The 13,564-nt window shown below is 34.2% G+C and carries 11 protein-coding genes, 1 CRISPR repeat array and 1 other annotated feature; of the genes, 9 read left to right on the top strand and 2 right to left on the bottom strand.

The genetic code is table 11. The annotated features are described in order from the left end of the window. Positions 1–14: 14 nt before the first annotated feature. Positions 15–789: a CRISPR direct-repeat array (repeat unit 32 nt; unit sequence GTCGCCTCCCATACGGAGGCGTGGATTGAAAT). A gap of 268 nt (positions 790–1,057) precedes the next feature. Further along, positions 1,058–2,119 (bottom strand): endonuclease/exonuclease/phosphatase family protein, encoded by a 1,062-nt coding sequence (locus HMPREF1630_RS05135; RefSeq protein WP_004827667.1) that lies wholly within the window; start codon positions 2,117–2,119, stop codon positions 1,058–1,060. Between the two features lie 101 nt (positions 2,120–2,220). Here HMPREF1630_RS05135 and HMPREF1630_RS05130 point away from each other — a divergent pair, with 101 nt between their 5' ends. The 7 genes from HMPREF1630_RS05130 (at position 2,221) to HMPREF1630_RS05100 (ending at position 9,530) form a co-directional block, all read left to right on the top strand. Then, positions 2,221–2,916 (top strand): HAD-IA family hydrolase, encoded by a 696-nt coding sequence (locus tag HMPREF1630_RS05130; protein WP_037327683.1) that lies wholly within the window; start codon positions 2,221–2,223, stop codon positions 2,914–2,916. A 222-nt stretch (positions 2,917–3,138) separates the two neighbouring features. Beyond that, positions 3,139–4,464: a magnesium transporter gene (mgtE, locus tag HMPREF1630_RS05125; protein WP_004827662.1), complete on the top strand. Its 1,326-nt coding sequence runs from the start codon at positions 3,139–3,141 to the stop codon at positions 4,462–4,464. A gap of 163 nt (positions 4,465–4,627) precedes the next feature. Beyond that, positions 4,628–4,861, top strand: a binding site (T-box leader). Positions 4,862–4,919: 58 nt separating this feature from the next. Continuing rightward, the gene (locus HMPREF1630_RS05120; RefSeq protein WP_037327680.1) at positions 4,920–6,089 is read left to right on the top strand and encodes an ABC transporter substrate-binding protein; all 1,170 of its coding nucleotides are present in this window, start codon (positions 4,920–4,922) and stop codon (positions 6,087–6,089) included. 74 nt (positions 6,090–6,163) lie between these two features. Continuing rightward, complete coding sequence (locus HMPREF1630_RS05115; protein ID WP_004827658.1) at positions 6,164–7,051, top strand: branched-chain amino acid ABC transporter permease; 888 nt, start codon at positions 6,164–6,166, stop codon at positions 7,049–7,051. A gap of 3 nt (positions 7,052–7,054) precedes the next feature. Then, positions 7,055–8,029 carry a branched-chain amino acid ABC transporter permease gene (locus tag HMPREF1630_RS05110; RefSeq protein WP_037327677.1) on the top strand — a complete coding sequence of 325 codons (975 nt, stop codon included), beginning with the start codon at positions 7,055–7,057 and terminating at the stop codon, positions 8,027–8,029. Next, positions 8,013–8,804, top strand: a complete 792-nt coding sequence (locus tag HMPREF1630_RS05105) for an ABC transporter ATP-binding protein (RefSeq protein ID WP_052039375.1) — start codon at positions 8,013–8,015, stop codon at positions 8,802–8,804. The genes HMPREF1630_RS05110 and HMPREF1630_RS05105 overlap by 17 nt, the downstream gene beginning before the upstream one ends. 12 nt (positions 8,805–8,816) lie before the next feature. Beyond that, positions 8,817–9,530 carry an ABC transporter ATP-binding protein gene (locus HMPREF1630_RS05100; RefSeq protein WP_004827652.1) on the top strand — a complete coding sequence of 238 codons (714 nt, stop codon included), beginning with the start codon at positions 8,817–8,819 and terminating at the stop codon, positions 9,528–9,530. Between the two features lie 58 nt (positions 9,531–9,588). Here HMPREF1630_RS05100 and HMPREF1630_RS05095 read toward each other — a convergent pair whose 3' ends face one another. Next, entirely contained in the window at positions 9,589–10,956 is a 1,368-nt protein-coding gene (locus HMPREF1630_RS05095) for a leucyl aminopeptidase (protein WP_052039374.1), read from the bottom strand. A gap of 95 nt (positions 10,957–11,051) precedes the next feature. Between HMPREF1630_RS05095 and HMPREF1630_RS05090 the strand changes: the two genes are divergently transcribed. Together HMPREF1630_RS05090 and HMPREF1630_RS05085 are read left to right on the top strand one after the other, a co-directional pair. Then, positions 11,052–11,753 (top strand): alpha/beta fold hydrolase, encoded by a 702-nt coding sequence (locus HMPREF1630_RS05090; RefSeq protein ID WP_037327671.1) that lies wholly within the window; start codon positions 11,052–11,054, stop codon positions 11,751–11,753. After that, on the top strand, positions 11,750–13,528 hold the full coding sequence (locus tag HMPREF1630_RS05085) for a phosphatidylglycerol lysyltransferase domain-containing protein (RefSeq protein ID WP_037327668.1): 1,779 nt from the start codon (positions 11,750–11,752) through the stop codon (positions 13,526–13,528). Before HMPREF1630_RS05090 ends, HMPREF1630_RS05085 begins: the two co-directional genes overlap by 4 nt. The last annotated feature ends 36 nt before the right edge of the window (positions 13,529–13,564 follow it).

Below are 13,564 nucleotides of genomic sequence, written 5' to 3'. Positions count from 1 at the left end.
TTTGGTATCTCTATGTCGCCTCCCATACGGAGGCGTGGATTGAAATAATTCATCAGCAAGAGCATGCTCATTAATATTCGTCGCCTCCCATACGGAGGCGTGGATTGAAATTTAATTTCATAGTGAAATCTTTTTTTGGTATCTCTATGTCGCCTCCCATACGGAGGCGTGGATTGAAATCCTATAGGGTATAGGTGTTTTTACCGATAGGGTATGTCGCCTCCCATACGGAGGCGTGGATTGAAATTCATACTCAACAAGTGATCTCATCTGACGATCAAGGTCGCCTCCCATACGGAGGCGTGGATTGAAATACCAAGGATCTTAAAGAGATAACAGAAATTGTAAACGTCGCCTCCCATACGGAGGCGTGGATTGAAATGCTAGTGGTGGAAATGAAGTTATTGGTGCTGATACTGTCGCCTCCCATACGGAGGCGTGGATTGAAATAAATTCGGAAATATCTTTCAATTCATCTTCGGAATACGTCGCCTCCCATACGGAGGCGTGGATTGAAATTACAGCATAAGACACAAAGAATTAAAAAGAATGGTTAGGTCGCCTCCCATACGGAGGCGTGGATTGAAATGTCCCAACGGTTTAAAAATTCATCGTGTTTTTTAGTCGCCTCCCATACGGAGGCGTGGATTGAAATACTATATCCATTATAACCTATATTTCGGGCAATGGGTCGCCTCCCATACGGAGGCGTGGATTGAAATTTTTAGGGAGTCAGAAAGTAGGTATCTACCATTTTGTTGCCTCCCATACGGAGGCGTGGATTGAAATAGTATTATGAATTAAATAATCATAAGTAGCACGAAGTCATCACTAACATACATGAGTAGATTAAAACAAGTAAATGGAAATTTGCTCAATGTTACTAAAGTGCTGATTTCGAATTAGGAGAGAAATTAAATCACTAAATACTAAATGAATTTATATTAAAACTTTCGATTGTTATCTAAACATGATTTAGTATCGTAATAAATAAAAAATCGTCCGGGGAATTAGATTACTTAAAGTAAGTTATCTATCTCTTGGACGATTTTTTTGACTAATCTTCTTTATTTTCTTTTAGACTAAATTCTAACAAAACTGGGTTGTGGTCGCTGTTTACGAAGCCTATGGCTTGGCCTTTTACGGATTTTACTTCTACGTTATCTGATACTAAAAATCCGTCTATTATGCATTCGTATGAGTCGTTTGGATCGTATGGTTTGTGGTTTAGTCTTGATGAGTTGGTGTTTTCATCAAATGTAGGTTTGATATTATCGGTTAGGTAGTCATAAGGGAATGGTGATGGGTTCCAGATTCCTTCTGGGACATTTGCTTCATAGCCTTTTCTTAATTCTTGGTTGAAGTCGCCACCTACTATCAAATAATTTCCCTTGTTGTATTCTTCTGTCATGAAGGCTATTATTTGTTTTGTTTGGGCGAGTCTTCCATTTGAACCAGATTCGTAGGCATCAAGGTGGACATTAACTAGGACTAAATATTTATCACTACCTTCTATTGGTAGGTAAGAAGCGTTGAAGCCTCTTTTTAGGTTGGCAAGTCTTACTGGCCACTTATGTGGCACTGGTTGTTGGTATCTGTAGGAAGATTCTATTTCAAATTTTGATTTTGTAAAGATTCCTGAATTCACCTTGCCCATTGGTGGGATTGGGAAAGGAACGAAGCCAACTTTGTAGTTAAATGCAAAGGTTGAAGCTCCGTTAAGTTCTTTATCAAAGTATTCAACTTCATTTATATGGTAGGTTCTTTGCGAATCTGCGTCTACCTCTTGGAGGAAGAGCAAGTCTGGATTAATTGTTTTTATTTCTTTTGAAATACCTGCTAGGGCGTTTTCTACATGGTCTTTGGAAATAGGATTGACCATTTTTCCACCATCCATAAAAAAGTCAGTGTCCTTATCAAGACCACCATAACCAATGTTCCATGTTAAAATCTTGTATGGAGTGTTTTCTTTTATTCTATCTTTTGCTGATCCTGATATTGCGACTTCTTCTATGTCTTTTGGTTTGTATTCTGTAATCATTAAATATCCTAATAGACAAATAAAGGCAAGTACTAATATTAGTATCAAGTAGCCGATAATTTTTATAGTTTTTTTCATAAATACCTCACATTCTTATGATAAGGATATCATTAAAAATGGATAAAGTAAATAGTTTTATAAAAAATTAGAAATAGTAAAATATTATATAAGGAGATAGTATGAAAAAAATACTTTGGGATATAGATGGCACGCTTCTGAATTTTGATTTAGCGGAAACCATAGCTATTAATAATTGCTTTGATATATTTGATTTAGAAAAACCAACTGAAGAAATGATTAGAGCATATAAAATAATAAACACTAATTATTGGGAAAGACTTGAAAGAAATGAAGTCACAAGAGATGAAGTCCTTTTAGGAAGGTTTAGGGATTTTTTTGATTTATATGGAATTGATAGCAAAAATGTTGCGCATTTTAATTACAACTACCAAATGGAACTTGGAAAAACTTATGTTTTTAATCCCTATGGCAAGGAAATTGTAAACCATCTTGTGGGTAAATATGATCAATATGCAGTCACAAATGGATCTCTTACAGCACAGAGAGGCAAACTTGAGGGGGCAGAATTGAATAAAATTTTTAAGCAATCTTTTATATCAGAGCTCATTGGCTTTGAGAAACCGGATATAAAATTTTTTGATTTTGTTTTTAAAAAGATTGGGTCCTACAAACTTGATGATTATGTAATAATAGGAGATTCTCTCACATCAGATATGCTTGGTGGAGTTAAGGCGAAAATAAAAACAATCTGGTACAACCCAAGAGCAAAAGAAAATCATTTGAATTTGCCTATAGATATAGAGATAAGTTCCTTAGATGAAGTTGAAAATGCTCTTGTAAAAATATTTGAATGATTGCAGAAAACTTGCAAAAACTGTATAATATCTATTGAGTTCTATGCATATTTACATAGAAATAATTTGTGTTAATATGAATTTTCAAACGAGGAGGAGAAATGGATAAGGCGTCGCCCTATCGAAGGTGCAAGAAAATAAGAAACTAGTATAGTGGCGAATTTCTATTTGCCATTATATGGAAATATTCACTTGAATATTTTAATTAAATAGGAGAAATAAATGGCAGAAAGAAATTATAACGTTGATAATCTAAAGCAACTCCAAAAAGAAATCAACAAGATGAACCCTGTTGATATCGCAGATAAGTTGGAGGTATTGCCTGAAAAGTCAGTAGCTATTTGGATTAAACTTTTAAATAAGGATTTGCTAGCAGATACCTTTACTGAACTTAGACCAGACAATAAGGATAGGGTGTTAAAAATCTTATCCGAAGAAAGTATTAAAGACCTTGTCAAAGAGCTTGATGAAGACGAACTTGTAGATACCTTGCAAGAGTTGCCTGCAAATATGGTAAAAAAGCTTATGACAAGCCATATTGACAGGGATAGGAGAGAAATTGTAAACGAACTTCTTGGCTATCCAGAAGAATCTGTTGGTTCTATTATGACAGTTAACTTCTTATCTGTGAAGTCAAGCGAGACTCCAGCAGCGGCCATGAAAAAAGTCATGGAAAGCGATCTAGATGCGGAAAAACTTGAACAAATATGGGTTACAAATGATTCTTTAGTCCTAACAGGTTTTGTTTTTATCGCTGACCTTATCAGGAATAAGAAAGCAACTATCGAGTCAATTACCCAACAAATCACTGCAGCTGTAAGCCCTACCGATGACCAAGAAGTAGTAGCAAAGCTTTCTATCAAATATGACCTAGGAGAAGTACCAGTTATTGACTCTGAGGGTAGGCTAATCGGTATAGTACCTGCAGAAGACGTAATTGACGTAGTTCACGAAGAGTTGCAAGAAGACTTTGCTAATATTACAGGTATTTCTGATCAAGGTGAATCATATATTGATGAATCATCATTTACAATTGCAAAAAATAGGACAACATGGTTGGTAATATGTCTAATCACAGCCACAATGACAGGCTTTATTATTCAAAGATATGAAAGTCTTCTCGCTCAGGCAGTGGCCCTTACAGCTTATATACCAATGCTCATGGATTCTGGTGGTAATGCAGGAAGTCAGTCATCAACAACAATTATGACCCAGATGTTCTCTGGAAACTTATCAGCCAAAGATTTTTTTAAGGTGATTTTTAAAGAAATAAGAGTAGGTACCTTGGTATCTTTGGTACTTGTAGCAATCAACTTTTTAAGAATTCTTATTGTTGATAATGTAAACATTGCTGTAAATCTAACTGTTTCCTTAACTTTGTTTTTAACAATAGTAATATCAAACATAATCGGTGGTTTGTTGCCACTATTAGCTGATAAATTACACATAGATCCTACTGTAATGGCAGGTCCACTTATCACAACTATAGTAGATACTGGCGTACTTTTAATTTATTTTGAAGTAGCTTCTGTTCTATTAGGCATATAATTATATTCCGCATACTTATTAATGGTGTGCGGTATTTTATTGGGAAAATATTGAAATATAGGGAATTGATAAGGGATTCATTAATAATAATTAGTAGAAGTTAATAATTATTTAATAAAAAATTTGACAAGATAATTTTATTGTCGTATACTTACCTTATCAAAGAAAAGCTATGACATGGAAGAGTAGTTGAGAGATTCTTTTTAGAGAGGTATCGGAAGGTGAAAGATACTAAGATATTTTAACGAAAATCACCATCAAGCTGCCCACCGAAATGTAGGTGTTGTCGGGAGCTCCCGTTACAGAGCTATTCATTAAATGAATTAAGTGCATCATTAGATGAAGAAGAGTGGTACCGCGGATGGTAAAATTATGTATATTACCCTTCGTCTCTTTATCCAAGTGGAGTAAAGAGACGAAGGTTTTTTTATTCCCAAAATTTATAGGAGGAGATTATGAAATTAAGTAAAAAATTAGCAGTTGGAATGTTACTAGCAGGTCTTGTATTTACAGGATGCTCAAATAATGAAGGAAGCAACAAAGAAAGCAAAACAGAAATGGGAGATACAGTTAAACTTGGAAACTCAGCTCCACTAACTGGCCCACTTTCAATCTACGGAATCACAACCAATAATGGAATAAAACTAGCTATCAAAGAAATAAATGAAGCTGGTGGTATCCTTGGTAAAAAAATCGAGTGGTCAGAATATGATGATAAGGGTGAAATAACTGATGCAGTTACAAATTACAACAAATTAATGGAAGAAAAACCTGGTGCTATTCTTGGTGGTGTACCTTCAAAGCCAGCTCTTGCTATGGCTGAATCTTCTACAAATGACGGAGTTGTTTATATCACACCAACAGGCACCCAAGCTAATATAACAGAGGGTAAGGAAAATGTATTTAGAACTTGCTTTACAGATCCTTTCCAAGGTGAAGTTTTAGCAAACTTCTCAAAAGAAAAATTAAAGGCAAAGAAACTAGCAGTACTTCGTAACCAATCATCAGACTTTTCTATGGGAGTTGCTGATGTATTTGTTAAAAAAGCCAAAGAACTTGGTATGGACGTTGTAGCTGACGAATCTTATGGTGATAGCGATACAGACTTCAAGGCTCAATTGACTAAGGTTAGAAAAGAAGAACCAGATGTATTATTCATCCCAGATTATTACGAAAAAGTAGCCCTAATAGTTCCACAAGTAAGAGATGCTGGTATAGATGCAACTCTAGTGGGAGCAGATGGTTGGGATACAGTTTTATCAGTAATGGATAAATCAAGCTTTGATGCTATAAACAATTCATACTTTACCAACCAATTTACCCTTGAAGATCCAAGTGAAAATGTTCAAAAATTTATAAAAGCATATAAGGAAGCTTACAAAGACGACCCATCAACATTTGCAGCAGAAGGATATGATACAGTTTATCTATATAAACAAGCTGTAGAAGAAGCTAAAAGTTTTGATTGGGATAAGGTAATCGCTGCTCTAAAGAAAGTATCATTTAAAGGTATAACTGGATCATTCACTTACGATGAAAACAACAACCCAGTTAAGACAGCAAAAATGATAAGAATAGAAAATGGTAAGTATGAATTTGACAGCGATGTAGGAGTAAATAAGTAAGATAAAAATTAAGGGGTCTGGCTAAAGTCAGACCCAAGTTAAAATGTGAAGTTTCCTATTAGGAGGAGATATTAATGGATTTTATCAGCCAATTTTTTAATGGCTTACAATTAGGCAGTATCTACGCCCTTGTAGCTCTCGGATATACAATGGTATATGGTATAGCCAAATTAATAAATTTTGCCCATGGTGATATTATCATGGTTGGAGGTTATACTGTATTTTTAGCAATAGGCCTCCCACTTTTTAAGACAGGCCTTCCTCTATGGCTAGCAGTAGTACCTGCTGTTATAGTATGCACACTTTTAGGTGTTTTGATAGAAAGAGTTGCCTACAAACCTTTAAGAAATTCATCAAGGATTTCTTTACTTATAACAACAATTGGTGTTTCTTTATTTTTACAAAACCTTTTTGTAAAGATATTTACATCAAATGCCAAACCTCTACCAGCACTTTTCCCACAAAAGTCCTTATCTTTTGGGGATGTTCACCTATCACTAGCAACAGTAATTACAATAATTTCTACAATTATTTTAACTTATCTATTAAATTTATTTGTAAACAAAACCAAGTATGGCAAGGCTATGCTGGCTGTAAGTGAAGATTATGGTGCAGCAGAACTTGTAGGTATCAATGTAAACCAAGTTATGACTATGACCTTTGCTATAGGATCTGCTCTTGCAGGTGTTGCATCTGTTTTATATGTAGCAAGCTATCCACAAATTCAACCTTTTATGGGTTCTATGCTTGGTATTAAGGCATTTACTGCTGCAGTCTTAGGCGGAATTGGTTCAATACCAGGAGCTGTAGTGGGTGGACTCATTCTTGGAATAATTGAAGTTCTAACCAGAGCTTATTTATCAAGCGCCTACGCCGATGCCATTGTTTTTGTTATTTTAATACTAGTGCTATTAATCCAACCAAATGGATTGTTTGGAAAACTAGAGAAAGAAAAGGTGTGATACATGTCTACAAATAAAAAGAAAACTTATCTTATCACAACAGCTTTAGTAATATTATTTTTCGTCATCATCCAAGGACTTATAGGTGGGGGAATAATAAACAGGTACTGGCAAAATATTTTGATATTGATTTGCATCAATATAATAATGTCAACATCCTTAAACTTGACAGTAGGTGTTTTGGGACAAATTAACTTAGGACACGCTGGCTTTATGGCAATTGGAGCCTATGCTGCGGCCTTATTTTTAAAGTCAGGTTTAGTTGGAGGATTTTTAGGATACTTCTTAAGTTTGATCATAGCTGGTGTTGTTGCAACAGTATTCGGAATATTAATAGGTTTACCTGTTTTAAGACTTACTGGAGATTATCTAGCTATAGTTACCCTTGCTTTTGGTGAAATTATAAGGGTTTTAATTGAAAATCTATCATTTACAGGTGGTGCCCAAGGTCTAGCAGGGATACCTACCACCCATGATTTTGGCAAATATTTCTTGGTAGCAGCCTTTCTAGTTACCATGATTTTTACCTATGCTTCATGCAGACATGGTAGGGCTGTCTTATCTATAAGAGATAATGAACTAGCTGCGGAAAGTTGTGGTATCAATATAACAAAATACAAAACTTTTGCCTTTGCTTTATCAGCCTTATTTGCGGGCGTAGCAGGAGCTTTGTATGCACAAAGCTTTGGAGTTTTAGCAGCAAATATTTTCAATTATAATAAATCTTTTGACTACTTAGTAATGGTAGTATTAGGTGGTATGGGATCAATGACAGGCGCTATATTTTCAACAATTGGACTTACAATTTTGCCAGAGGTATTAAAACCAATGGCAGAGTGGAGAATGGTAATATATGCTGTTATATTAATTGCTGTTATGATTTATAGGCCACAAGGGTTGTTAGGTAGAAAGGAATTTTCCTTAAGAAAGTTATTAAAGCTAGAAAAGTATAAGAAGGGAGATGTTGAAGGTGAATAGTAAGGAAGTAGTAAGCGAAAATGTTCTTGAAATAAATAAACTTGGCATCTCTTTTGGAGGACTTAAGGCAGTAGAGGATGTAAGTTTCAAAATTAAAAAAGGCGAACTTTTAGGATTGATTGGACCAAATGGTGCAGGCAAGACTACACTTTTTAATATGCTTTCAGGTGTATATACACCTACAAGTGGGGAAATTATTCTCGATGGAAAAAAAGTAAATGGAACTTCACCTGACAAATTGTCCAAACTTGGAGTTGCAAGAACTTTTCAAAATATAAGATTGTTTGATAACTTAACTGTCCTTGACAATGTAAAACTTGCCATGAACCAATATATGGAATACGGAGTTTTAACTGGTATGTTTAGACTTCCATCTTATTGGAAGGAAGAAAAAGAAGCAACTAAAATGGCAAAAGATATCCTTAGACTATTTGATTTGGAAAAATATTATATGACCCTCGCGGGATCTCTCCCATATGGTGCCCAAAGAAAACTAGAAATAGCTAGGGCTATGGCAACTCGTCCTAAGGTCTTATTGCTAGATGAGCCTGCAGCAGGAATGAATGAGTCTGAAACTCAAGATTTGATGGATTCAATAAGAGTAATAAGAGAAAATACTGGTGTATCAATCTTGCTTATAGAGCATGATATGAACCTTGTTTTAGGTATTACCGATAGACTTATAGTTTTAAATTATGGCGAAATTTTAGCCCAGGGCAATCCAAGAGAAGTTATCTCAAATAAAGAAGTTGTAAGGGCCTACCTTGGAAGCTAGAAAGAGGAAAGAATGAGTATTTTAAGAATAGAAAATTTAAGTGTTTCTTATGGAAACATCAAGGCATTAAAGGGAATTAGCCTTAGGGTTGAGGAAGGCGAGGTAGTTTCCTTAATCGGTGCCAATGGTGCAGGTAAAACTACTACCCTTCAAACCATTTCTGGACTTTTAGCTGTTCAAGAAGGGGATGTATACTTTAATGATAAATCAATAAAGAAGAAAAAGGCTTTTCAAATCACTAGGGAGGGCCTTGCCCAAGTCCCAGAGGGAAGAAGAGTTTTCAAGGGTCTTTCAGTAGAGGACAACCTAAAACTCGGATCAATTTCTGCAGGGCTAAATCCTGATGAACTTAAGGCAGAATTAGAAAAAATTTACAAGCTTTTTCCAGTTCTTAAGGAAAGGAAAAATCAAAAGGCAGGCACACTTTCTGGTGGTGAACAGCAAATGCTAGCTATGGGAAGAGCCCTACTTACAAATCCAAAGGTACTCTTGTTAGATGAACCTTCCATGGGACTTTCGCCTTTATTCGTAGATAAGATTTTTGAGACAATCAGAATTCTAAAAGAAGAAGGCAGAACTATTTTACTTGTTGAACAAAATGCAAATCTAGCTCTTGATATAGCCGACAGAGCCTATGTATTAGAGACTGGAAAAATTGTAAAAGAAGGAAAGGCTTCAGATTTAAAATCTGATCCTGACGTAAAAGCAGCCTACCTTGGCGTATAAAATCCAAAAATAATAAGCCTCTCTTTGTTGGGAAAACCAGAAAGAGGGGCTTATTTTCTTAAAATTCTTTAGCTAATTCATAGAGAGTCTTAACATGGACTCCTGTAGCTCCCTTGCTGTTAATACCTTGTGGAGCTGATAGGTAAGCAGTTCCTGCTATATCTAAGTGTACCCAAGGATAAGCTTCAACGAAGTTTTCTATAAATTGACCAGCAGTTATAGAGCCTGCCTTTGGTCCACCTGAGTTTTTCACATCGCCATTTTCTGATTCATTGTAAGTTTTATAAAATGGATCATTTGGTAAAAGCCAAATCTTTTCATCAACTTTTTTGCTTGCTTGAAGAACTTTTTTGAAGGCTTCTTCGTTATTTGTAATAGAAGCAGTATAAGTTTCGCCAAGTGCACCAATAGCAGCACCAGTAAGGGTAGCAAGATCCACTATAAGAGCTGGTTTATACTCTGTAGCAGCGTAGTTTACAGCATCAGCTAGGGTGATTCTTCCTTCAGCATCTGTATTATCTACATCGATTGTCATACCATTGCGAGCTTTTATTATATCGCCCGGTTTATAAGCCCTGCCTGAAATTAGGTTTTCACAAGCAGCAACTATTGCAACGACATTCACTTCTAACTTATTTAGTGCTATTGCTTTCATGGCACCAATAACAGAGCCAGACCCACCCATATCAGAGTTCATGGTTTTCATACCATTTGATGTTTTGATAGAATACCCACCAGCATCGTAGGTAAGACCCTTGCCAACAAGAGCGAGAGGTGCCTTATCTTTTTGACCATGGAAATATTCCATAACTATGAACTTAGGCTCCTTATCTGAACCCTTTGCTACTTCATAAAAGGCAGTTAAGCCCATATTGAGAATTTCATTCTTTCCGTAAATTTTCACCTTAACACCAAGGTCTGATAAGTTTTCAGATGCTTTTTGAGCTAAAGTTTCTGGATAAATGTCATTTGATCTAAGGTTTACAAGGTCACGAGTTAAAAATTGGCCACATAGAACTTTTTGAAGTTCGTCTACATCAGCTTCAAACTCATTAAAGCTTTCATCTAAATTAACAACTTCAAATAAATTTTCTTTTTTATCTGACTTATAATAATTAAAGTCATATGAAGAAACAATAAGTGCCTCTGCTAAGCTAAGGACAAAATCTTTATCATCAAGACCTGTTGAGTTTTCCTTTATTGAAATCTCTTTTACGTCTTTGTCCTTAAGGAATTTTCCTAAACTGCAAATAGCTTCCTTAAAAATTTCTTTATTAAACTTATCCTCTTCACCAAGACCTAGGATTATTTTCCCATGAAAAGCAAGGACTTCTCCTTTATCACCCTTAAAAAATTCAAGTTCATTTTTATCTTTAAAGGCAAAATTAATTTGGTTTATTTCTTTATATCTATAATTAAATTTCATAATTTCCTCCTTTAAATATCATACAAGATAAAAAATATTATTCACTTATTTATAACATTTACTTACAATAGGATATAATATAGGCAGAGGTACTTATGGGAAATGAAATAATTCTGAAAGATAAGACAAGGATATACTATAAGGAATATGGTTCTGGTGAAGATTTATTTCTTCTTCATGGCAATGATGGAGATATGACTTATTTTGAATATCAAATAGGTTACTTATCAAAGTATTTTCACCTTATATTGATAGATTTTAGAGATCATGGATTTTCTACAAATACAAAGGGAAGACTAGACTTTGACCTTTTGGCAAATGATTTAAATGAAGTTTTTGACCAAATGGGCATAAAAAAAGCTAACCTTTTAGGTTTTTCTGATGGGGCAAACCTCTGTTTGATTTTTAATAAATTATTCCCAGATAAGATTAATAAGATGATTTTAAACGCACCGAATGCTAGATTTAAGGGTATAACTTTTCCTGCAAAAGTCATAATGGTTTTGGAAAATATTTTGTGGTCGATTCTGCCTTTTTTTAAAAGGAATAAGAGAGTAGCCAACCTTTTGTTAACAGACTTAAAAATTGATATAAAAGATTTGAGGAATATTGATAAGGACACTTTAATATTAGTAGGATCTAGAGATTTAATAAGGATATCCCATATTAAAAAAATTGCTAGAAATATTAAAAATTCGAGGCTAGTGATTATTAAAAACAAAGGACATAGGTTGGCAAGGACATCACCTGAAATATTTAATAAGTTAGTATATGAATTTTTGAAAGGAGACTTATGAAAAAAATAAAAGAATATAGGCAGGGAATAATAAATATTTTAATATTATCTATAATATCAATTTCACTTTATTATATAGCCAAATCTGCCTTGAATATATGGGTCAGGGTTTTACTTGGCGTTGCCCTCTTGGGTTTTTTCTTTAAGGTATTCTTGAAGTTCAAGGGATTTTTTATAAAAATTAAGGAAAATTATGGCGAAATTGCAGCAAGACTTTTTAAAGAGGCTATTCAAAAAATAAATTCTGTTTTTATAGGCTTTTATGGCTTGGTCTTTATATTAAGTGCTGATGTTGGTGGATTTTTATCCTATTTTCCATTTAATGAATTTTCTTATGTCACAGTAGGGTTGTTTAGGTCCGTTGCCGAACTAATGACAGGTTTTCTATTTATAGTAGCATCAAGACTTTCTTTTGCAAGACAGAAAAGAATAGAAAAAATTCTTTATTTTTTAATAGGTTTTACTGGAATTTATCTCTATTTGGTAGGTGAGACATTTATATCTCTCATCCCACTAATAATAATGGCATTATTGACATATTTTACAAGGGAAACCCTAGTTAAAGAAAGCTTTATTTATAGTATGGAGGAAGTTTTAATTGATCTTGTCTTTGGTGGTTTTTGGATAATAATTTATTTTAAAAATACATTTAAGACTAGACCTCTTTTAACCATTCCATTAACATATAAATTTATATTTTTTACCCTTACATTCTTTGCCATGGCTCTTGCCTTAAGGATGATTCTCTTGTATATGAAAGGCCATGATGAGTTTTTAGAAAATCCTGACCTAAAGATATATAAGGAATTTTTGAAGGAAAATAATTTAAATTCTTCAACATCCGCTGGTCTAGGGCTACTTGGGGATAAGTATATTTATTATTATAAAAAAGATGATAAAAGACTCTTGGCCTTCATATATCAAGTTGTAAATAATAAGATAATAGTAATGGGTGAGCCAATTGGCAATAAGGAATTTCTCGAAGAAGGCTTAAATGAATTTATAAAGAAGTGTGAAGTCTTATCCTTAAATCCTATTTTTTATGAAGTGGGCAGGGAATTTACCTTCTTGCTTCACGATTATGGTTACGATTTTATGAAGTTTGGAGAAAATGCCTTTCTAGACCTAGGAGAATTTAGTTTGGCTGGAAGAAAAAAATCTAGTCTGCGTAATATTTTAAATAGGTTTGAAAAAGATGGGTATGAATTTAAAATTGTAACCCCACCCTTTGATGATATAACTCTCGATAGGCTTAAAATCATTTCCGATAAGTGGCTAAAGGGTAGGGAAGAAAAAGGATTTTCCTTAGGATTTTTTGATATATCCTACTTAAATGATTCTAGTATAGCTTTTGTGCTTGATGAGAACAAAGAAATAACAGCTTTTACGAGTTTGATGCCAAATTATGATGATAAAATAATGACTATAGATCTGATGCGTTATGATACGGATATGAATGTTAATTCTATGATGGATTATTTATTTTTAAACTTGTTTATCTATGCCCAAGAAAATAATTACAAGTATTTTAATTTGGGAATGGCGCCCCTATCTAATGTTGGAATCTATAAATCTGCTTATTTATCTGAAAGGATTGCTTCCTTTATATTTAAATATGCAGATAGTTTATATCCATTTAAGGGGCTTAGAAATTACAAATCCAAGTATGCAACACACTGGGAAAGCAGGTACACTTGCTTTAGCAAGGGGAATTTCATTATCACATCTATACTCGCGATAATGGCTGCTGATAAGGGAAAAATTGGAGAGAAATAAATTTTTTTGTATAAAATAAGTAAGTATAAAATTGCT

Source organism: Anaerococcus lactolyticus S7-1-13 (assembly GCF_000758765.1).
GTDB classification, from domain to species: Bacteria; Bacillota; Clostridia; order Tissierellales; family Peptoniphilaceae; genus Anaerococcus; species Anaerococcus lactolyticus.
Note: the sequence above shows the minus strand (reverse complement) of the source record. Positions and strands in the feature narration are given on the sequence as shown.

Coding starts and splice junctions, on each gene's coding strand:
- HMPREF1630_RS05110 (WP_037327677.1), top strand. CDS start 7,055: ATGTCTACAAATAAAAAGAAAACTTATCTTATCACAACAGCTTTAGTA.
- HMPREF1630_RS05115 (WP_004827658.1), top strand. CDS start 6,164: ATGGATTTTATCAGCCAATTTTTTAATGGCTTACAATTAGGCAGTATC.
- HMPREF1630_RS05130 (WP_037327683.1), top strand. CDS start 2,221: ATGAAAAAAATACTTTGGGATATAGATGGCACGCTTCTGAATTTTGAT.
- mgtE (WP_004827662.1), top strand. CDS start 3,139: ATGGCAGAAAGAAATTATAACGTTGATAATCTAAAGCAACTCCAAAAA.
- HMPREF1630_RS05105 (WP_052039375.1), top strand. CDS start 8,013: ATGTTGAAGGTGAATAGTAAGGAAGTAGTAAGCGAAAATGTTCTTGAA.
- HMPREF1630_RS05135 (WP_004827667.1), bottom strand. CDS start 2,119: ATGAAAAAAACTATAAAAATTATCGGCTACTTGATACTAATATTAGTA.
- HMPREF1630_RS05120 (WP_037327680.1), top strand. CDS start 4,920: ATGAAATTAAGTAAAAAATTAGCAGTTGGAATGTTACTAGCAGGTCTT.
- HMPREF1630_RS05095 (WP_052039374.1), bottom strand. CDS start 10,956: ATGAAATTTAATTATAGATATAAAGAAATAAACCAAATTAATTTTGCC.
- HMPREF1630_RS05085 (WP_037327668.1), top strand. CDS start 11,750: ATGAAAAAAATAAAAGAATATAGGCAGGGAATAATAAATATTTTAATA.
- HMPREF1630_RS05100 (WP_004827652.1), top strand. CDS start 8,817: ATGAGTATTTTAAGAATAGAAAATTTAAGTGTTTCTTATGGAAACATC.
- HMPREF1630_RS05090 (WP_037327671.1), top strand. CDS start 11,052: ATGGGAAATGAAATAATTCTGAAAGATAAGACAAGGATATACTATAAG.